Here is a 20,383-nt window from a genome sequence, read left to right as displayed (position 1 = left end):
TGAAATGATTCATCTCATCAATCCAGGAAACCATCTTTGCAGACCTACAGCTATTTTGCCGTGGCCAGTGAAAATGTAATTTCGCTTTCGCTTTAAGATAGCCTTTACCATTACTTTTGCGGCTTTATCTGTAGGCCACATCAAATTTGCTGGCCGTGGATCTTGCTGTTCGGGATGCCAGACTCCATCATTGTCAGTTCGTGCAATTTCCGAAACTACAAATCCTGGGTGCAGCGTAGTGCAGCTCACGCCTGTACCCATTAATTCGACCTGCAAAGTCTGGCCAATAGAGTTTACAGCAGCTTTTGAAGCCCCGTATGCGCCTACATTAGGATTAGGAAGATATGCCGCTACACTAGCAACCAAACCTATTCTGCCTTTATTTTTCTTTAAATGCGGCAGTGCATATTTAACAGTGAGGGCGAGGCCGGTAACATTGCCCTGCAATTGTCTGTTCCAATCCTTAGCCGTCAATTTTTCGATGCTTCCAAAAACACCAAAACCAGCATTTGCGATAACTGCATCCAGTCGCGCCCAGTCTGTAATGATTTGCTGGACAGCTTTTTCAATAGCGGTTTCCTGCATAATATCACACGGAACGACCAATGCGATACCGCCTGTGAGTTTAATCTCTTCTGCCACTTTATCCAATAATTCTTTACGTCTTGAGGAAAGAACCACTTTATACCCTAATCTAGCCCATTCAAAGGCCAGTGCTTTCCCAATGCCAGAAGAAGCACCAGTGATCCAGATTACGTTTTCTTTGGGATTTGTCATTTTAAGCGTTTTTAGGAAGATGTTATTGTGTTGATATGTAAGTGTTTGCACTTTTATGGAGCAATGTAAAGCTACCTAAATTATGACAGATAGCTGTGATGAAAAATTATTTTTTTACTCTCATTTTATTTGGAACAATCGCACAAATTCATTGAAGATTTTGGAGAGCAAGAACTTTACTCTATTTATTTTCTGTAAATTTGGATGTATTTGCAGGAGAAAAACTGTACTGCCAATTTTAGAAAAACAACTTATCAATTATTTATTTTAGTATCATAAATGCATATTCTTTATCAAAGCCCAAAAATAATTATACGCGAATTTTTGCCTCAAGAGAAACAAACATTCTTAGATCTTTTCAAAGATGAGCAGGTTACACAATATCTTCCCGACACTTCACCCGAAAGGTATGTCGAAATGTTTAACGAATTGCTTGAAAATTATGAAAAGAAAAACCTTAGCCGATGGGCGATATTTAGTGCTGTAGATAATGGTTTTATAGGGATGTGTGTGGCCCGTATTTTTGTGCACAACACGAGCCAGGTAGAGATTGGGTATGTGCTTAGCAGAGAATATTGGGGCAAGGGTATTGCCACAGAAGTGTGTAAAGCCCTTACACAATATAGTTTTAGAGCTACAGAAACCAAAGAAGTTGTGGCCATAACAGATCTTGATAACACTGGATCACAAAATGTGCTGCAAAAAGTCGGATTTGTAAGATTAGACAATTTGGTGAGAAATGACGAAGAGCTTGCTTATTTTAAAATCGAAAGAATATAATTTTGCTCTTTTGAAGAATACTGTAAAGGCCTTCATAATCAATTTAAAAGTTAAAGCTTCAGATTTGTCTGAAGCTTTTTTATTTTCTCAATTTTCTTAGAAGTTTTTATATTGGTTGAATGCATTAATTCTTTTGAAATTTGTTTGCTGCTTCATCTTACAATTTTTTGGGTTCGAACAGTATTTTAATGCGCATTCTCCTTAATTCATCCGTTTTTTTCCCGCACTCATTGTTTTGTTGTTGAGTATGGAATAACACCGCCATACTTTTGCCTCATCAAACAACTAACATAAAAAAGAAATGAATAGAGAACTTACGTTTTTAAGAACATTTGCCGCAGTTACGGCTATTGGTGTAATTATGCTTGCGACATCTGCATTCAAAAAATCAGACAACCAAAGAGCGCTATAATAAAAACACCTTGGCGATCAAGTTAAAAGATGGCAAAACGCTTCTCAAAACAAGTCAAAGCCAAACCGCTGCATTTCGGGAATGGGTTGAGAAATAGGCAATGCTTGATAGAGAGTATATTTTTACCCTGTTTGGTGCCACACTGTATCTATCCAGTTGTTCTGCAGCTTTAGTCTGCTCGATAAATCGACAGGCAGAAACTGCATTTTTTTTAGGAATGTGTTTGCTTTATTTCTTGAATCAGAACAATCGGCTATAAAAAACAGCTCTTCTTTTTTCTGTTTTTCTGTAGTGTCCAAGTGCGAACTGCAAGGCATTGGACTGAAAAGTTTTACCACATTAGCGGCAGGAAATAGTGCCGCAGCAGTTTTGTATGCCATGGCATTGCTGATTCCCGAGAGAAGAGATTGGGGATCAGAAATGAGACCGCTGGTATGCAGTACGGTTTTTCCAGACATATCGGGCATTTTTCGGATCGTATCTTCCAGATTTTCCTTTGGCAGAAAAATTACTACCAAGTCAGGAGCAGCCGCTTCATTGAGAGAACCCAAGTGTATGTCTGTTCCCATTTTTTCGATACAGTCTCTTACAAGACTGCTGCCTTTTGGATTGTTTATAATAACCTTAAATCCTGCTTTTGTTGCCCTGTTGGCTAAATCTATGGTGAGACTGTTTATTCCTATGATTCCAATTTCCATAACTTTCTTCTTTGAATAATAGTAGGTCTATAAAAGGTAAATCTGACGCTATCAAATGATGTGGTAAAAAGTATGATTCGCAGAAAAATTTTGACATTTAAATTTATTGCAATTATTTGACCTGAGTTCAGGTGTTTTTACTTGTTTTAGATGTCAGTAAGTTTTATCTGTTTTTTTATTAAATTTTCAGCGTGATTTGCCAGTATTGAAGAAATCGATTAGGAGTGTTTTTTATGTAATGATTTGTAAATCAATAAATAAATAGGCTGAATAAATAAATTGGATTTAGTTAGGCAGGATTTAAAGACCGTATTTAGCATTTAGTGCAGAAAGTGATTCTTTTGGATAGGGCATAAAAAGGGAGGACGAAAACCAGGCCTGTAATTAAAATTGGCCTAGCTGCCAAACAGAAACCATGATACCAAATGTTTTCGTATGTGCCCCATGATGTTTGTCTATCGACAAATATTTGTGTGTCTATTATTAAGCACGATACTAATAAGACAAAAATAGTAACTGCTGTAGATAGAATGCGGTCACTTGTTATCGTAAAGAATGAAATAGTAAGGATAAAAATAAAAGATATGGGAGGCAATGACATTATAAACAAATCGATAAGAATATCACAATCAAGCCAGTTGCAAACTCTTGCTGAGTGATAATCCCAAAGGGCCCAGAAACCTTGTATCAGCACAGCCAGAACCATAAATACAAAATGGTAAAATAGTAAAATCCAATTTTGAAAAAACACTTTTTTCATATAGGCGCTTCCAATTACATTAACAGTTAATTATCTAGAAAAAATGTAAAAAATGTAAAAAAAGCAGCTCAAAAATGAGCTGCTGAATGTTCGCTCAAAAATGAGCTGTCTAAAATTTAGGGCAAAATTTTATCGACGTAAAGACGGACTTTCATTTGCCGAGTCCTCTCTTCTAATTTTTTTTAAGTCTTTAGAAATCAGCTTGATCTCATGTCTAACTGTTTTTTCTCTGCTGGCTACTTCCAAGTAGTAGATTCCGTCAGAGAATCCAGCTAAACTAATTGTTTTTAGAACATCTAGTTTGTTTACTGCTGATTCATAAATTAGATTGTACTGCTGATCGTAAATAGATAAAGATGTTTCTTCATCAGGAGTTAGGATAAAGCTGATCGCTTTTCCATTTCCAGTTTCAATCTTTAAAGTGCAGCCTTTTTCCCTATTGGAGGCGTAAGCAAAAGAAAACAGCAATAGGGTGGCTGTAAGCAAGAATATTTTAGTGGTATTTGTTATTATTTTCATTCTGGCGATTTATTCTCTGGTTAAATTTGTGGCGCAAAATTATATATAAATTAACAAGAATCAATATGTAAGATGTTGAATTGTAAATAATTGATTATCTCGGTTGAATTATTTGTAAAAAATTTAATGTTTAAGCGGTTTTTTTTGCATTTTATTTATTTTTGAGCGCATTCTACTGTATACTAAACTACTAGGGAAAAAGAAATAAGAATCTTCTTTCTCTTATTTGTGAGATAAAAAAATGCAGAAGTCTGCTTCTAAAGCTTCACAAATAAAAATTATTCGTTGCAATGAAAAAAAAACTCTCATAATCAGCTGCAAATTTGTGTAAATACCTAAGCTGCGACATCCTTGAAAGCAATTATAATTGGGAGGCTGCAAAAGCTTGATAATATTGATTTTATTAAATTATAGAATAATAGTACAGCGTTGCCGACAGAGACAATAGGATAAAAAAAGAACCAGCCTTAAGAATATCTTTAGACTGGTTCTCTGTTTTTTAAGCAGATAAGTGCGTTTATCCTAATATTTATAAAAAAAATGGTAAAGGGATCGGATTTTTATCTGTAATAAGGCAAAACCTGAAGATCATTGCCATATTCAATAAACATTTTTTGAGTTAGTTTAGCATCTGGCAAATTATTCTTTCTCATAAGCAGCTGGTAATCCTCTCCAATTTTAATCGAATCTCCTTTTTTAGCTGGCTTAAATTTTAAAAGCCAGTTTTTGAAATTCTGTGCCGAATCATAAGAATCAAATACAAGCTCATAAATATCGCTAGGCTCAATTAAGCTCTGAATCACTATGCGTGTCCTTTCTTCAGAAGGGGTTTGGTCTTCTCCCTTTTTAGAAATAGTGTAAAAATCAGGAGCAAAGTCTTTTCTTCTAAAAAGAACGATGTCTTTTTCTTCATCTTTACAGTTATAATATTCAATGACATCATCCCATTCATAAAAAGTTTCCGCACCTTTTTTCACGTGCCTGTATGCGTACGAGTATTTCAGTTTGGCTGTAATTGAATCAGGATAAGCCTGCATATCGGGAACCATAACAGTATAAGGCTCAGCTTTTAACTCTTCTTCTGAACTGTAAGTTCCGTTTGCTTTTTTGTAGTCTGATATTTTAAAGAGAATTTGTGGCATTTCATCAAATTTCATAGACAGATCAGTGGCAATATTTCCTGTGAGATCGATTTCACGCATTCCTTCTTGTTCTATATCAATGCTTTTTTCCTGCATTTTTCCGTTTAAGGCAACGTATCTGTATTTAACTTTCTGCACTTCATTTTTTGTAATTGTTCCTTTCACGCTCACATATGGTGTTGTGCCGCCAGATGCAGTAGTTTTAGAAGAACCGTCTGTTTTTTCGCTTGTTGTCGCTGTAGAAATCCCTGTACCTGCGGTAGCTTCTAAAGATTGATTAAAAGTCAGGTCTGCTACATCTGCAGAACCATACTCTGTAACAAACTTATTCCACTTTACAAATTTTAAGGGTATCGACTTTGGAATTGTCAGACTGAATTGCAAATATTCAATTCGGTCTGCGGAGGTGTACGGGGGATTGCTGTCTTTAATTTTTACAAAATCACGATTTTTTTTAACGCTGAAAATCATCTGAATATTTTTTGAAGTAAAATCAGAAGATGGTTTCTCGCTAGCTTTTAAATATTTTGTGTTTAATAGTGCGGTGAGCTTATCGGTGTCAGTGGATCTTAATGCAAAATTTTTAATCAGTTCAGCTTGTCCTTCCCCAGAAAGATCCCATAATGTTTTGCTATTGTCTACAGCAGTGGCAGGTTCTATTTTCAATCCGAAAATAGATAAATCCACACGTGATGCATTGTCCTCTTTAGAATCAGCAATAGATTTATATCTTTTAACTGTTGTGCATCCGGTAATCACGAAAAGCAAGCATAAGTAAAAATATCGCATAGAGTAATTTTTTTTAGATCAGGTTTTCTTTTTTAGCTGTTGTATAATCGCAATATACTTGGGCTGTACTTGAATTGGTGCTTTGCAAACATCGGATAGGGATATCTTTCACCAAAACGATATTTGAAGGAAATTTAAGGCTGCCCGTGCATTTAATGTTCATATTCGGAGTGTAGATATCGGAAGGATTCTTGTCAATGCAGGTTTTTTGGCCACCTGTAGTTTTAAATAGATAATACATATTAATTATTTTTAGGATTTAACGGTTTAAGATGAAAAGATTCTAAAAAATGCAATCGTATTTAGTTGCTGGTCAGGTAGTGCGCAGTATGCTGGCGAATAGATAAGAATACGTTTTTGCTGCTATCACAAATAGCTTTAGGATGAGGTAAAAATATAAAAATGGAATTAGATGCTTATAAGTACAAATACGGTTTTTTACGAATTTCCCTATTTTTTTTCTAAACGAATAAGAGAACCTCTCATCAAGTTTATTGCAACTATAATAACTGCAAAAGCCTGAAAATTACTTTACATATTGAAGCGATCATTTCAAATTAAGCTATAAATGGGAAGTTGTAAAAATTACAATCCGTGGGTCTAAAGATAACAATGCCCAGAGGCTTCTGCCTTACTTGCAGCCTATAATTTTATGGAATATCTTTGGGTTTTATGAGAGGAAATATCAAGAATTTCATGGCAAGCAGGCCAATAAGAAATCCTCCGCCCAATATTTTTAAAACGGTTATAAAACTGGTTTCGCATTTTCCTGATTTCGACAATCCAAATCCAGAAAAGCCGGGATTAAGAAATAAACACAATACGACAGAAATGGTAAGTAAGACACTCAACAATGTGAGAATTCCGTAAAACATTTTGCTTTTTGTCCAGTCATCGCCCAATTGTTTTTGCTGTCTTAAACAAAACAAAGCAACAAGAACCAATGCAGCAAAAAGTATTTCTGTAATTACAATGATTAAATCATCAGAAAACATTTTTTTGCTGTCCTCCTTGGTAAAATCGCAGGGATGATTAAAAAGCTTTTTGTACAATCCAATTTCCTGCAAGATTCTTCTTTTCCAAGAAGCCATTCTTCCTTCTTTTACAGGTGGTTTTAGTATCGTGGTTTTGACCTTTATGTACATGGTTTTGTCTATCAGGGCATTCCACATTTCTGGTCTTCCATCATCAGAACCCAGCCCCCATATGCCAATTCCTCCAACTCCTTTATTCAGAATAAAATCATATTTTTCGGAGATAGTCTGTACATCATCAAACCATAATTGGCTGATAGTGTCTTTTTTATTTTTGATGATATTTATTAATGCTCCATTGTTTTTATCATACAGCGGAGTATACTTATTGAGGTAATCTTTTACAATGGTATTGTAGAACTTAAACTCAGATCTTTTTGATTTATACTGCCACAGTATTCCGTCGTATGTCAGGCAGGCAATAACTTTTTTTGGAGAAATGTTTTTATTGAGGTAGCGGTCAATGCCAGCATCAAGACTGTAGTTAGAACCTTTAATAGGCGCTATAGGGCCATAATTGTTTTTCTTTGAAAAATCTATAATAAACCGATCCACATACGGATTTATTTCTTCTATGTCGTAATTATGATAAGCATCAATTACTGGAAGTGTGATGGTAAGCTGATAAGAACGATTTTCAGCTTTCAGCTTTTTGTGAAACAGGCTTATGAATTCAATAAAATTAGCACGGTTTCCTTCTCCAAAATTTTCAAAGAAAATGTTGATTCCATCCGCTTTTTTTTCTTTTAAGAGAAATTTTGTTTCGCTAATGAGGCGCAATTGAGAGTCGGTGTTTTTAAGAAACGCATCTAAACTTTTTTGGCTTTTATCATAGACGCACAAAATCACCTTGCACCCTTCTTTTTTGGCTTTGGTTACTACTTCTGCCGTATCCCAATTGTTGATCGTTTTGTAGCCTCCTGTTTTTCCATTTAGCTCATACCCATAATAGATTAAAGTATTTAATGCTTTGTAGTTGTAATTGAGATAATATTTATTCATCCAGTATGGATGAAACCCATATACTTCGCTGTTTCGGGCTACTTGCTCAGTTATGGTTTTTACGGGGACGTTATTTACTTTTATGGTCGTTATAATGCCGTACGGGTATTGTAGTAAATCGCGTATTTCCTTTATTTTAGCCTGCCTTTTTTCTTCTTCTTTTTCCAGATCAATTTTTTTTTGAACCATCGGAAGAAGTTTATCGACTAGATTATTGATGTCAATGTTTGAAATTTTGGTCGAATCTACAGAATTTGTAAAATCAAGAAACAGACTGTCGATTTGTTTCTGTATAGTGCTTATCGGTACATTATTGTTGGTAACATACGTGTTGTGTATTGTGGTATCTCTTGGCTGTTCGGGTTTTTGAAGCCTATTGATAATCGCTATGACACGTTTTTCTTCGCCTTTTCTAAAATTGGCTCTGAATTTAAAAGCATCAGTAATTTTTTTAATCAGCGACTTTTTTACTTTGGCAGAATCTGCTGCGATCTCAGTGCTTACTTTTTTCTTATCAGTAGGAGCAGTGCTTTTTTCTTGAGCAAAAGAAATTGCACAAGAAAAGGAGCAAAACACGACAAGTATTATATAAATAAGACGCATTGTTGGACCAAAATGTTAAGGATTTGTTTGTTGATGAATTTTTAAAATTTTCCAAAAATACACTTTAATCTGATTGAAAATTTGTAGTTATGTTATTTTTTTTATAATAAATTAACACGAAATTATTTAAACAACTGTAAAACAGTGTTTTATGTGTTTTTAATGTTATTTGTAAATAAAAGATTATATATTTTTGCGTAAAAAAATTTTTTTTTTGAAAAAGAAATACTACGTTTGCTGAAATTTCGCATTGTATGTATTTGATTTGTAATGTATTATAAAATTCAAAAAAAATGCTATGATTTATCAAGCTCTATCGTGTCTCGCAGAAGAATTAAACAGCTTCTTTAAACTCAAATTGAGCATCGCCGAAGAAAAAGTGATACTATCCGGATTAATTAATGCCGATGGTACAATTGCAATTCCAGGAGAAAATAAGATAGTCATTACACTTGTTAACCTAGAAAAAGAAACATTACAAAAATTACCCTCAAAAGCAGTAACAAACTCTTTTGGAAACCAAAATGCACCTCTGCAAATTAATATTTACGTTTTATTCTCCGCCTATTTTAGCAGTAACAATTATGAAGAGTCACTGCGTTTTATATCGTTTATAATGGCCTATTTTCAAGGCAAAAATGTTTTTACCCAAAGCAATACACCCAATATGGATCCTAAAATGGAGAAATTGAGCATTGAGATTGTAGATTTGAGTATGGATGCATTAAGCAATCTATGGTCATTGTTGGGCGCTAAATATATGCCATCAGTTTTATACAAAGTTCGTATGCTGCATTTTGACGAATCGGTAATAAGAGAGTTTAGACCTGGCATATCAAAAATTGACAATCAAAGTAAAACTAATTAAGAGACAAAGTGATTGCTGAATACGAAATATTAACACAAGTAGAATTTAAGCATCGCTATTTTTTAGACAATAAATTAGAATGTTTTAGCATACAGCCAGATCCTAACACACAGCATTTTTTTTTGAGATCGGGGCTTCTTTTTAAGCCATTCAACAATGGTTTTAAATTGTTTTTTAATTCATTCAATAGTCAGGAAACCATCAAAAGAAGTGACATTCTGGACGATTTTGTTTTGCGGTTTCACATCGTATTAAACGATCCGTATTTTTTTAATTATACCGATTGTGGAATAAAAAAATGGGATTCTGACCTTTACCACTTTAATAATTTCAGAGGGACAAAAGATAGATTTAGTATTAAAAATTTACATAATGAAGAATTTGTATCAGTCGAAGATACTGTTGAGGAAAGTGCGTTTGGGCAAAAGTTTTTAAGAAAACCGTTTGGAATTATAGAGCTGCAATTGCGATATGATTTGCAAACAGCATATGTGTTGCATTTTAGAGAGATAGAAAGTTATTGGCGTTATATAATTGTTGGTGATCATTTTAAAAATTTGTCTCAATTAGCAATTATAGGAAAAGATGTTGCATTTGAAGGTCCTGGAAATATTACGCTTCCTGATAATCGGGAAGGATTAAGTTTTGTTTCTGTGTTGCCAATTGGCCATAAACAAAGGCCTGACCAGTATTTTAAATTAGTTGATCATTATAAAGAAGAGGAAAGCACATTTAATGTTTTAATTAATGCGCTTCCGGTTCCAGATACAAGGCATATATCGTCAATAATCGAGAATAAAAACGATAAAAAGTATTATTCAGAAATTTTTATTTACTAAACAAAAACACATATTTATGATAAACAACCCTATGACCCCCGGTGTTTATATTGATGAGAAGAACGCTTTTCCTAGTTCTGCAGTATCAGTAGAAACAGCTATTCCTGTCTTTATCGGCTATACAGAAAAAGCCGTGTGGAATGGCAAATCATTAGTAAATGTTCCAACCAGAGTTACCTCATTTGCAGAATATGTAGAGCGTTTTGGTGGAGGATTTAAAGCAAAATTTAAAATTGCGGATGCTAATCCAGCTATCAAACAAGAAACCTTTTCGCTTGACGGGAAAAACAAAGTAGTCGAAATAAACAAAGACAATACGCTGTATTTGTTTAATTCTATTCGCTTGTTTTATGCCAATGGAGGAGGCCCTTGTTATATCTTAACTGTCGATACTTTTAAAGATAAGGCAACATTAGAAATAAAGGCTGACGACTTTTTGGGTTCTACAACAAAATTGGATCCTTTTGAAATTCTAAAAAAAGAGTTTGAGCCTACGCTTATAGTGGTTCCAGATGCAATTGCGTTAGGCGAAGCGTGCTACAATTCAATTTACACCAAAATTTTAAGCCATTGCGCAGCCATGCAAAGCCGTTTTGGACTTTTTGATTTGGTAAAGCAATTGCCTTCTGAAGATACTACGCCAATCGTTAAAAGTTTTCGCGAAGGCATCGGAATGAATGATTTAAAATACGGAGCAGCTTATTATCCGTGGCTTAAATCGGGAGTTGTGCAGCCTGGCGAAGTAACTTTTGAAAACTTGGATGATAGCATCGATCTAGCGACTATTTTGCCGAAAAAAGAAGAAGCCGCTTTGAATATCATTAAAATATACAAAACTGCAATAGAAGCCGCAGAAGACAATCCGCCTGCTGTATACAAAGCAATAAAGGATGTTGAAAAGGCAGAAAAAGCATTTGAAGATGCCAAATTTTTGGAAGCCAACACCAAAAAAATAGCTATCGATAAAGCAAAAGCAGATTTGGCAGCGGCACAAAATGCTGATCCTGCAGATGATGCTAAGGTTAAAGAAGCCGAAAAAGCTTTGGCAGATTTAGTCGATAATACCGATCAAAGTGATGCATTAAAAGAACTAGATAAAGCAAAATCTGATGCAGAAGAGGCTTTGGCTGCGGCCAAAACAACGGCCGTAAAAGCATTAGAAACTGCAAAAGCAGAATTGGAAACCGCTAAAAATGCAGAACCAGTTGATGCTGATAAGGTTAAAGCTGCTGAGAAAAAAGTAGCAAATGCAACTAATGATCTTTCAGAAAAAGTAATTTTTCCTTCGGATAATGATAAACTAAATTATCATCAATCACTAAAAGCTACCAGTCCAACATACACTAACATCCTTGAAGAAATCAGATCAAAATTGAATGAGCTTCCGCCAAGTGCTGCAATGGCTGGTATTTATACCGCTGTAGACAGTAGCCGCGGTGTTTGGAAATCTCCAGCAAATGTATCTGTGAGTATGGTAAACGCTCCATCGGTAAACATTTCAAACGAGCAGCAAGAGAGTCTGAATGTTGATGTTGTGGCAGGAAAATCAATTAATGTTATCCGTACTTTTCCAGGAATCGGAACTTTAGTTTGGGGTGCCAGAACTTTAGATGGCAATAGTCAGGATTGGCGCTACATTAATGTTAGAAGAACTTTAATCATGATCGAGCAATCTTTAAAACTAGCAGCACGATCTTATGTATTTGAACCTAATGATGCCAATACATGGGTAACGGTAAAAAGCATGATGTCTAATTTCTTGACTAATTTATGGAAACAAGGCGCTTTGGCAGGAGCAGTTCCTGAGCAGGCGTTTGATGTTCAGATTGGTTTGGGGTCTACCATGACACCTACAGATATTCTAGACGGAAAAATGCTAATTACAGTAAAAGTGGCAATTGTACGTCCTGCGGAGTTCATTATTATAACATTCCAGCAGCAAATGCAGCAATCTTAAATTAAACTATAATCAATTAAAAAATATTTATTATGGCAGACGATGGTTCAACACAATCAGCGGCCACCTGGCCTTTAGTTAAATTTTCATTTCAAGTAAAATGGGATGATGCCGAACTAATTTTTCAGGAGGTAACAGGTTTATCATCAGAAACACAGGTGATAGAATATCGCGGAGGCAGCAGTAAGGTATACTCTACCGTAAAGATGCCGGGAATACAAAAATTTGGAAATGTGACTTTAAAAAAAGGAATGTTTTTAGGTGATAAGGCTTTATGGGATAAGTACAATATTATTGCCATGAATACTTACAAAAGATCGACTATTACCATAAGCTTGCTGGACGAGAAAAATGAAGTAGCGATGAGCTGGACTTTGGCGAATGCTTTTCCAGTAAAAATTACGGTTACGGATATGAAATCTGACGGTAATGAAGTAGCAGTAGAATCTATTGAATTGGCACATGAAAAATTAACGATAGTGAAATAATTAAATGGCATACGTAGCTAAAACACCACCATTTTTTCCTGCAGCATTTTCTTTTAAGGTAAATGTTGTAGGAATTACTGGTGTTTACGAGGGCAGTTTTCAGGAAGTCACAGGGCTTGGAGCCAAATTGGGAGTTGAAACCATAAAAGAAGGCGGCGAGAACCGATTCGAACATCGTTTGCCAAATCCTGTCAAATATGATAATTTAATTTTAAAAAGAGGAATGGTATTAAATTCGGGCCTCATTACGTGGGCACGAAATTCTATCGAGTCTTTTAATTTTATTACAAAAACCGTAATTGTCAATTTATTAGACGAGACTAGCGCTCCAATTGCTTCATGGTCATTTAATGCTGCCTATCCTGTTGCTTTAAAAATATCCGATTTAAAAGCTCAGGATAATGCTATTGTTATAGAAACTCTCGAGTTGTCGTACAGTTATTTTACGAGGATTTTTTAATTATAATTATCTAAAACTTAGGCTATGCCAATTGAAATTCGTGAATTAGTTATAAAAGTCAATATCGTTGAAGATAACAAAACAGCAGACGCTGTAGAAACTCAAAATTTATCTGATCTGAAAAGACAGATTATAAAGGAGTGTACAGAAAGGGTTATTGCGAAACTAGAAAAAAAATCGGAGCGATAATATGGCATTACTCAAACTTAAAATTGAAGCTTTTTCTGATCCCGAATGCACAAGTTCTGTAGGCGATCCTATAGAAGCCATGTTTAACCCAAATACGTATACCCGTAAATATAAGGCGCAGTATAATGCTCCAAAAGTTATCGGACAAAACGATAGAACGCTTATTTTTCAGGCATTAGTCGGAAACGATATGACCTTAAAATTAATTGCCGATGGTACTGGTGTTGTGCCATTGCCCAAAGGAGTTTTGGATGTTGACGATTATATTAAAAAAATTAAACAGCTTACCTATTCTTATAATGGTTTAAAGCACAGGCCCAATTACCTCACTATAGTATGGGGAAGTTTGTCTATGATTTGTGTCTGCAAAGGATTAAATGTTAGCTATAATTTATTTAAAGAAGACGGTACAGCGCTTCGAGCTTCTATTGAGCTTATGTTATCGGGAACGACTGATTTTGTTACGGTAGCTAAAGAAGCCAAAAAGAGTTCGCCTGACTTAACGCACATGAGAACAGTGAAAGCAGGAGATACTTTGCCCTTAATGACTTTTAGAATATACGGAGACAGTTCCTATTATATGGAAGTTGCCAAAATAAATAATCTAACCAGTATAAATGCGATAAAACCAGGAGATCAGTTGTATTTTCCCCCAATAAAAAAATAATAATAAATGCCAGCAAAATCACCATTAGATATTTCTGATCCTACCTTAAGGCTGACGATTAAAGCAAATGGAAGCCCAATAAAAGATTCGTACCCTGTAGAATCTGTATACATTACACATGAATTAAACAGAATATCATATGCTGAAATTAGTCTTATTGACGGAACAGTAGAATCTGCTGATTTTCCTATTAGCGATAGCGCCGATCTGATTCCGGGCAATACAATTGAAATTACAGCAGGTTACGGATCAGATGCCGAAACATCTATTTTTAAGGGGGTAATTGTAAAACAAGCGATCCGTATAAATGATGGAGAGCCTTTTGCCTTAATTATTACCTGCAAACATAAAGCAGTTACGATGTGCTACAATAAAACGGAAGCACAATTTAGCAGTAAAACTGATAGTGCAATTATGAATTCCATTGCCAGCAATTACGGCGTTACTGCAACGGTTGACAGTACAACGGCCGTTTCTGAAGCCATGTTCCAAAAACTAGCTACAGATTGGGATTTTGTTTTGGCGCGTGCAGATTTTAATGGTTTTGTTATTGCATTAGATGGCGACGAAATGACAATCGGTAAACCAAAAGTTGACGGGGATGCTGTGCTTCGCATTGGTTTTGGAGAATCTATTCTTTCCTTTGATGCAGAATTATCGGCAGAGAAACAGCCTACAGCTTTGCAGGTAAGCAGTTGGGATATTAAACAGCAAAGTCTATTGGTGTCGAACGCAGCCGAGCCTTCTCTCAATGCACAAGGAAATTTGAGCGCTAAAACATTATCGGGCCAGCTAAATCAAAAAGAATTAAAGCTCACTTCAAATACGCCGCTTACAAATGAAGATTTAACGGTTTGGGGAAATTCAAGTTTATTAAAAATCAGATTGGCCGCCATAAGAGGAGTGGTCAGTTTTATAGGCAATGGAACAGTAAAGCCAAACACTGTAATTGAATTGGCAGGAGTAGGAGACCGTTTTAACGGAAATGCCTATGTGACAATGGTGAATCACGTTTTAGAGAGCGGCAACTGGACGACCAAAGTAAAATTTGGACTTGACGAAAAGTTTGCCTACGAAAATAAAGATTTCGCTTATCCTAATGCATCTGGTCAGCTTCCGCCCATTAACGGTTTACAGGTTGCTACAGTAAAAAAAATATTTGGAGACCCAGATTCTCAATTCCGCATTTTGATCACATTGCCAAGCAATGCTGAAAATCAAGACGGAATATGGGCCAGAATGGCCAATTTTCATGCGACAAATAAGGCAGGAGCAGGTTTTTTGCCAGAAGTTGGAGATGAAGTCATAATTGGATTTTTAGAAAATGATCCGCGTTACCCAGTTATTTTGGGATCGTTATACAGCACTGCCAAAACCGCAGCAGCAACCGCAGCAGACAATAACAATTATATCAAAACGATTATCACAAAAAGTCAGCTCAAAATGACATTTGATGATGAGAAAAAGATATTGAAGTTAGAAACGCCGGCAGGAAATTATATCACTTTTAGCGATGATGCCAAATCTATAGAAATTAAAGATCAGCACAGCAATTCAATAACAATGGACTCCAATGGCATTTCTGTGCAAAGTTCTAAAGACATTGTTCTAGATGCAAAAGGAAAAATTTCGTTAACAGCCGTGCAGAATGTTGAGATTGAGGCTCAGATGGATGTAAAAATGACGGGTTTAAACATAAACAATAATGCCAACATAGGATTTGTGGCTAAAGGAGCCGCTACAGCAGAATTATCTGCCAGCGGACAAACCACCGTAAAAGGTGCAATAGTAATGATAAATTAACTTTAAATGTAAAAAAATATGGGAGCTCCAGCCGCTAGAATAACAGATATGCATACTTGTCCAATGGTAACGCCAGGACTGCCGCCAATACCGCACGTAGGCGGACCAATTGTAGCAGGTGCTCCAACCGTTTTAATAGGTTCTTTGCCTGCTGCTCGAGTAGGCGATATGCTCGTATGCGTAGGACCGCCTGACAGTATTGTAAAAGGTTCATCGACAGTACTTATTTGTGGTATGCCTGCCGCTCGTATGGGCGATACGACCGCACATGGAGGCTCGATTGTTTTGGGTTTGCCAACCGTTTTGATAGGAGGATAAGCAATGGAATTAAAATCATTTTTAGGAACAGGATGGAAATTTCCTCCTTCATTTAGCAAAGAAACTAAAAATGTAACATTAGTCTCAGACGAAACCGATATTGCAGAAAGTCTCCATATTTTATTGAGCACAGATCCAGGAGAAAGATTAATGAGACCTGAGTATGGCTGCAATCTTCGAAAATTTATGTTTGAGCGTCATGACGCATCTTTTGTTACAGGTTTGAACAATACCATTAGCAAGGCAATTTTAAATTTTGAAGCGCGTGTCGATTTTATTGATGCCAAAGTAGTAACCCGCAACGAATTGGACGGAGTGCTGCATATCGAAGTCAATTATAAAATCATTATAACAAACACTAGACACAATATTGTATTTCCCTTTTACCTTCTTGAGGGGACTAATTTATAGTAAAGAATATGAACAGCGAAATATTTATGACATCAAATCAAGGGCTTAGCCAGGCACAGCGAATGCTTGATACTTTGATGCCTGATTATTTTAAAATTGATTCGCGGGATATTCCTGAAATGATCAGTTACATTCATAAAATTTCAGCTCAGTTTAATTATTACAATGCGCAAACCAATGAGATAGATGGAACTTGGGAAGATTTTCTGTATAATGATCCTTATCTCGCTGCCCTCTTAATCAGCAGAATAGATGTTGTCGATTTAAGCAGTCAGTTTGGCGCCATTAAAAAAACAATTGAGCATGACAGCCACAGTAACCTATTATCTGAGCGATTGGACAAATTGACTCGATTGATAGACTTTTTATTTGATGTAATTGCCCAATTAACAAAACTCCAGCATCTATTGAATGCTTTGCCTTTCCCGAATGATTTAGGAGAGTTATTGATCAATATTCAATCAACTCATAAAGAATCAGCCAATTTAAAAAACTTTTGCGAAGAGGCTTCTTTAGTATTTATCAGCTTCAAAAACCCTGACCCGCATCCGAAATTATCGGGACTTAAAAAAAAAGAAGAGGTCAGTTTGCCAATGCTTTTAGAAAGCTCTAACAAGGAAAAAATAAATGGATCTATCCGCTATTTATCTGCTTTGTTTGAATCTGTCATTGCAAAATTCAATAATTTAGTGCGAGCATCAAGATCCTATATTTCAAGAAATAGCATACTAGAAGCCCAATTTTTGCCGCAGATCGCGCTATTAATTGGTTTTTTGGATTTGTATAAGTCAGCGCAAGTAAAAATTAATGATTTTAATCGCAGGCATCTTGAGTATTATTATAAAAATGTTTTAGAGCTAAAGCCCAAAAAAGGACATCGCGATCAGCTTAACATCATTATCGAACCGGAAATAGGAGTAAAGCGATTAGAAATTTCGCCTTCAGAATTATTGATAGCAGAAATTCCGAATGAAGAACAGCCTATAATTTATGAGTTAAGCAATCCTATTACGTTGTCTGCAGCCACAATAGTGGAGACCAAAACTATTTTTGTCAGCCAGTTTGCCCAAGTTGCTTCTAAGAAACTTGACATCAGTAATATAATTGAAAATCAGGTTTATCAAGCTTCTCCAAAGGTTTTTTCGGTAGCCGATTATCAAAAAAACAAAGATAGTTATATTTCGTGGCCATGTCTTGGCGAAGATCAGCAGGGAAAGCTCGGTAATATGCGAACGATGGATAATGCGAATTTAGGCATATACGTAGCATCACCGCTCTTGTACTTGCCCGAAGGAGAAAGAACCATTAACATAAAATTCAAATTAGAGACAAAAAGTTTTGAAGCTATGTATGAGTACTTTTCATCGTACAGAGACACTATTAATGACAACAAATATTACTACGGCAAGAATATAAATGAATCTGAAAAAAGTGCAAAAACGATTGAAACGATTATCTACGAGCTTTTATCAAGCGCATTTGTCATAACCTATACTTCAACAAAAGGCTGGGAAAACATAAAAAAATATTTTGTAAAGTTTCATGCACCGCCCAATGGAGCCGAATCAATAGAGATTATTTTGAAATTAAATGCTATTGAAGAACCCATTGACAATTACAATCAGGGAGTTCATAATCTCAATTTTGATTCTAAGTTTCCAATTGTTCGCATAGGGCTCAACAATTTCAGCAAACATTATGCTTATAGTTTTCTGCAAGATATAGTAATAGAACGCATTACAATTAAAAGCGAAGTAAAAGGATTCCGTTCGCTGCTCTTGCAAAACAGTATCGGTTTGGTAAGTCCAACGAGCCCTTTTCAAATATTTGGTCCGCAGCCAATCTTAGGATCGTTTTTGGATATCAAGAATACCAATGTTTTTAATCGATATTTAACTGATTTTTCTATAAACATCAGCTGGTTGAACTTGCCTCGAGACTACGGAGGATTTGAAACTTACTATAAAGAATATCCAGATCCTTTTAGGAACAATTCTTTTAAGGTCAGCATTAAGGCGCTAAAAACGCAGAATTTATATTTGAATACCAAAAATCAGCAGCAAAAAGAATTGTTTGCCATTAACAGCAATGGATTCTTAAGTGATTTTACGGTAATCGATAAGATAGATTTTAGCAAGCTTGATTTTATTAATGAACCATCGCTGGTAGCTTCCGACAACAATAATCCGTTTGCTGTAGATGGAACTTTAAGGCTAGAGCTTTCTTCTCCGCAGGAAACATTTGGACAAGAAGTTTTTACTAAAATTTTTCCCGAAGCGGTTATGAGCCAGGCTAAAAAAAAAGCATTAAAGCAAGCTTTGCCCAATCAGCCTATTATTCCAATTATAAAATCAATTGCAATAGATTATACGCTTGAATATTCAGAAATTCTGGATGGAGCGGCAAATCGTGAAAACTGTAAAATTCAGCTGATTCATGATTACCCGTTTGGATATGATTACATCTATCCCAACAAGTATAAAAAGCAGACTAAGTTTATGCCTGAATTTTTGGATTACGATAATTTATGCATTGGTTTAAAGGATGTTGAGCCAAAATCTGAACTGAACCTTTTGTTTAAATTCGAAGATTCCAGCTTTCATTATACGTTGCAAAAAACAGAATTGATATGGAGCTATCTTAAAAACAATACTTGGATTCCTTTTTCAGACAAAGACATTATTTTTGATACAACTAATGATTTTATGGGATCTGGAATTATTAGGCTTTTTGCGCCATCCAGCATCCCGTCGGGAAATACCATTATGAATCCAGATTTATTTTGGATTAAAGCAACAACGGTAGATGGCGTGGCCACTAAACCAAATTTATTAGGCATTGCTTGCAATGGCGTGGTTGCGACAAGAAAATATCTGCCCGAAAATTATACGAAGAAAACCGTTTCTATTCCCCCTTATTCAATTAAGGGATTTGAAAAAACAATAAAAGGCGTTAGCGCTTTATGGCAATTGTTTAGCTCCATTAATGGCGAACCGCCAGAAAGCACAGATAAGTTCTACACGAGAGTAAGCGAAAGGCTGAGACACAAACAAAGGCCTGTTCAAAACCGAGATATTGAGCAAGTTGTATTAGAAAATTTTCCAGAAATAATGATGGTAAAATGTTTTAATACAGAAATAGAAGGGTATGAAATTGTAGAAGGAACAAATTTACATTTGGTATTGATTCCGAAAGAATCGAGGAACAACCACCCTTTTAAAGATGTGCCGAGAGTAAGCTTGTTGACATTATTTGATGTAAAGTCATTTCTCGACAAAATCATTTCTCCCTTTATAACGATAGAAGTAGGAAATCCTATTTACGAAAGGGTAAAAGTAGTCTGCGAAGTTGTTTTGACCGATAAGGCGAAAGAGGATTCTGGGAATTATGTGCGTAAGCTGAACAAAGACATTAATAATTATATAGCGCCTTGGCTTTATGACAAATACGATGATTTTAAAATAGGAAACCGTATCTACAAATCAGATTTGCTGCTGTTTATCAAAACACGTCCTTATATTGAGTATGTAACCGGATTTTCATTGATTCATTTTTATAAAGAAAGGCAATCGTCAAATGATGTGCTGGTTTCAAGAGTAGTTGATAGCGCTTTGTATGATATAAAATACATCGAATGTTCTTCTCCAGCTTCGGTATTTGTGCCTTCAGAGTACCATATGCTAAAGGTGTTGGACAAACCGATCCATAAAACGGCAGTGCCGCTTGGTATTGCCGATTTCTTAGTGGGCGACGAACTTTTAATAGAAGAAGATCCGGGCATTAATACGCCAGACAATGATGCCTCAGATACTGAATATGACGATGATGATGAACTTTTTAATTTTATTATTAATCCTAACATTTAAA

Annotated in this window: 18 protein-coding genes; 12 read left to right on the top strand and 6 right to left on the bottom strand. The window is 35.6% G+C overall.

Annotation, left to right across the window (positions count from 1 at the left end; translation table 11 throughout):
- Window positions 1–9: 9 nt before the first annotated feature.
- Window positions 10–777: an SDR family NAD(P)-dependent oxidoreductase gene (locus N4T20_RS17070; RefSeq protein WP_260670325.1), complete on the bottom strand. Its 768-nt coding sequence runs from the start codon at window positions 775–777 to the stop codon at window positions 10–12.
- Window positions 778–1,056: 279 nt separating this feature from the next.
- Here N4T20_RS17070 and N4T20_RS17065 point away from each other — a divergent pair, with 279 nt between their 5' ends.
- Window positions 1,057–1,557, top strand: coding sequence for a GNAT family N-acetyltransferase (locus tag N4T20_RS17065; protein WP_260670324.1), 501 nt, complete (start codon window positions 1,057–1,059; stop codon window positions 1,555–1,557).
- Between the two features lie 534 nt (window positions 1,558–2,091).
- Here N4T20_RS17065 and N4T20_RS17060 read toward each other — a convergent pair.
- From N4T20_RS17060 to N4T20_RS17040, 5 genes are all read right to left on the bottom strand, one after another.
- Window positions 2,092–2,667, bottom strand: a complete 576-nt coding sequence (locus tag N4T20_RS17060) for an NAD(P)-binding domain-containing protein (protein ID WP_260670323.1) — start codon at window positions 2,665–2,667, stop codon at window positions 2,092–2,094.
- Between the two features lie 889 nt (window positions 2,668–3,556).
- Entirely contained in the window at window positions 3,557–3,946 is a 390-nt protein-coding gene (locus N4T20_RS17055) for a secretion protein (RefSeq protein ID WP_260670322.1), read from the bottom strand.
- 560 nt (window positions 3,947–4,506) lie between these two features.
- A complete protein-coding gene (locus N4T20_RS17050; RefSeq protein ID WP_260670321.1) occupies window positions 4,507–5,877 on the bottom strand; it encodes a hypothetical protein in 1,371 nt (456 codons plus the stop codon).
- Window positions 5,878–5,890: 13 nt separating this feature from the next.
- Window positions 5,891–6,118 (bottom strand): hypothetical protein, encoded by a 228-nt coding sequence (locus N4T20_RS17045; RefSeq protein ID WP_260670320.1) that lies wholly within the window; start codon window positions 6,116–6,118, stop codon window positions 5,891–5,893.
- Between the two features lie 409 nt (window positions 6,119–6,527).
- Window positions 6,528–8,516 carry a glycoside hydrolase family 18 protein gene (locus N4T20_RS17040; RefSeq protein WP_260670319.1) on the bottom strand — a complete coding sequence of 663 codons (1,989 nt, stop codon included), beginning with the start codon at window positions 8,514–8,516 and terminating at the stop codon, window positions 6,528–6,530.
- A gap of 298 nt (window positions 8,517–8,814) precedes the next feature.
- Here N4T20_RS17040 and N4T20_RS17035 point away from each other — a divergent pair, with 298 nt between their 5' ends.
- The 11 genes from N4T20_RS17035 to N4T20_RS16985 are packed head-to-tail and all read left to right on the top strand — an operon-like array spanning window position 8,815 to window position 20,382.
- The gene (locus N4T20_RS17035; protein WP_260670318.1) at window positions 8,815–9,384 is read left to right on the top strand and encodes a DUF4255 domain-containing protein; all 570 of its coding nucleotides are present in this window, start codon (window positions 8,815–8,817) and stop codon (window positions 9,382–9,384) included.
- Window positions 9,385–9,392: 8 nt separating this feature from the next.
- On the top strand, window positions 9,393–10,223 hold the full coding sequence (locus N4T20_RS17030; protein ID WP_260670317.1) for a hypothetical protein: 831 nt from the start codon (window positions 9,393–9,395) through the stop codon (window positions 10,221–10,223).
- Window positions 10,224–10,239: 16 nt separating this feature from the next.
- Entirely contained in the window at window positions 10,240–12,180 is a 1,941-nt protein-coding gene (locus tag N4T20_RS17025) for a phage tail sheath C-terminal domain-containing protein (RefSeq protein WP_260670316.1), read from the top strand.
- Between the two features lie 32 nt (window positions 12,181–12,212).
- A complete protein-coding gene (locus tag N4T20_RS17020) occupies window positions 12,213–12,668 on the top strand; it encodes a phage tail protein (RefSeq protein WP_068842357.1) in 456 nt (151 codons plus the stop codon).
- Between the two features lie 4 nt (window positions 12,669–12,672).
- On the top strand, window positions 12,673–13,128 hold the full coding sequence (locus N4T20_RS17015) for a phage tail protein (RefSeq protein ID WP_260670315.1): 456 nt from the start codon (window positions 12,673–12,675) through the stop codon (window positions 13,126–13,128).
- Between the two features lie 24 nt (window positions 13,129–13,152).
- On the top strand, window positions 13,153–13,317 hold the full coding sequence (locus N4T20_RS17010) for a DUF5908 family protein (RefSeq protein WP_260670314.1): 165 nt from the start codon (window positions 13,153–13,155) through the stop codon (window positions 13,315–13,317).
- A 1-nt stretch (window position 13,318) separates the two neighbouring features.
- Window positions 13,319–13,984, top strand: a complete 666-nt coding sequence (locus N4T20_RS17005; RefSeq protein ID WP_260670313.1) for a CIS tube protein — start codon at window positions 13,319–13,321, stop codon at window positions 13,982–13,984.
- Between the two features lie 6 nt (window positions 13,985–13,990).
- A complete protein-coding gene (vgrG, locus tag N4T20_RS17000) occupies window positions 13,991–15,787 on the top strand; it encodes a type VI secretion system tip protein VgrG (RefSeq protein ID WP_260670312.1) in 1,797 nt (598 codons plus the stop codon).
- Between the two features lie 18 nt (window positions 15,788–15,805).
- Window positions 15,806–16,105: a PAAR domain-containing protein gene (locus tag N4T20_RS16995; RefSeq protein WP_068842361.1), complete on the top strand. Its 300-nt coding sequence runs from the start codon at window positions 15,806–15,808 to the stop codon at window positions 16,103–16,105.
- Between the two features lie 3 nt (window positions 16,106–16,108).
- Window positions 16,109–16,516: a GPW/gp25 family protein gene (locus tag N4T20_RS16990; RefSeq protein WP_260670311.1), complete on the top strand. Its 408-nt coding sequence runs from the start codon at window positions 16,109–16,111 to the stop codon at window positions 16,514–16,516.
- Window positions 16,517–16,524: 8 nt separating this feature from the next.
- Entirely contained in the window at window positions 16,525–20,382 is a 3,858-nt protein-coding gene (locus N4T20_RS16985; RefSeq protein WP_260670310.1) for a hypothetical protein, read from the top strand.
- Window position 20,383 lies beyond the last annotated feature (1 nt).

Origin of the sequence: Flavobacterium sp. TR2 (genome assembly GCF_025252405.1) — a bacterium.
Taxonomy (GTDB): domain Bacteria; phylum Bacteroidota; class Bacteroidia; order Flavobacteriales; family Flavobacteriaceae; genus Flavobacterium.
The sequence above is the reverse complement of the archived record's forward strand: the minus strand, read 5'-3'. Positions and strand labels throughout refer to the sequence as shown.

Bases quoted from the DNA above. Each gene is read 5' to 3' on its own strand.
- N4T20_RS17070 (WP_260670325.1), bottom strand. From the start codon at position 777: ATGACAAATCCCAAAGAAAACGTAATCTGGATCACTGGTGCTTCTTCT.
- N4T20_RS17065 (WP_260670324.1), top strand. From the start codon at position 1,057: ATGCATATTCTTTATCAAAGCCCAAAAATAATTATACGCGAATTTTTG.
- N4T20_RS17060 (WP_260670323.1), bottom strand. From the start codon at position 2,667: ATGGAAATTGGAATCATAGGAATAAACAGTCTCACCATAGATTTAGCC.
- N4T20_RS17055 (WP_260670322.1), bottom strand. From the start codon at position 3,946: ATGAAAATAATAACAAATACCACTAAAATATTCTTGCTTACAGCCACC.
- N4T20_RS17050 (WP_260670321.1), bottom strand. From the start codon at position 5,877: ATGCGATATTTTTACTTATGCTTGCTTTTCGTGATTACCGGATGCACA.
- N4T20_RS17045 (WP_260670320.1), bottom strand. From the start codon at position 6,118: ATGTATTATCTATTTAAAACTACAGGTGGCCAAAAAACCTGCATTGAC.
- N4T20_RS17040 (WP_260670319.1), bottom strand. From the start codon at position 8,516: ATGCGTCTTATTTATATAATACTTGTCGTGTTTTGCTCCTTTTCTTGT.
- N4T20_RS17035 (WP_260670318.1), top strand. From the start codon at position 8,815: ATGATTTATCAAGCTCTATCGTGTCTCGCAGAAGAATTAAACAGCTTC.
- N4T20_RS17025 (WP_260670316.1), top strand. From the start codon at position 10,240: ATGATAAACAACCCTATGACCCCCGGTGTTTATATTGATGAGAAGAAC.
- N4T20_RS17020 (WP_068842357.1), top strand. From the start codon at position 12,213: ATGGCAGACGATGGTTCAACACAATCAGCGGCCACCTGGCCTTTAGTT.
- N4T20_RS17015 (WP_260670315.1), top strand. From the start codon at position 12,673: ATGGCATACGTAGCTAAAACACCACCATTTTTTCCTGCAGCATTTTCT.
- N4T20_RS17010 (WP_260670314.1), top strand. From the start codon at position 13,153: ATGCCAATTGAAATTCGTGAATTAGTTATAAAAGTCAATATCGTTGAA.
- N4T20_RS17005 (WP_260670313.1), top strand. From the start codon at position 13,319: ATGGCATTACTCAAACTTAAAATTGAAGCTTTTTCTGATCCCGAATGC.
- vgrG (WP_260670312.1), top strand. From the start codon at position 13,991: ATGCCAGCAAAATCACCATTAGATATTTCTGATCCTACCTTAAGGCTG.
- N4T20_RS16995 (WP_068842361.1), top strand. From the start codon at position 15,806: ATGGGAGCTCCAGCCGCTAGAATAACAGATATGCATACTTGTCCAATG.
- N4T20_RS16990 (WP_260670311.1), top strand. From the start codon at position 16,109: ATGGAATTAAAATCATTTTTAGGAACAGGATGGAAATTTCCTCCTTCA.
- N4T20_RS16985 (WP_260670310.1), top strand. From the start codon at position 16,525: ATGAACAGCGAAATATTTATGACATCAAATCAAGGGCTTAGCCAGGCA.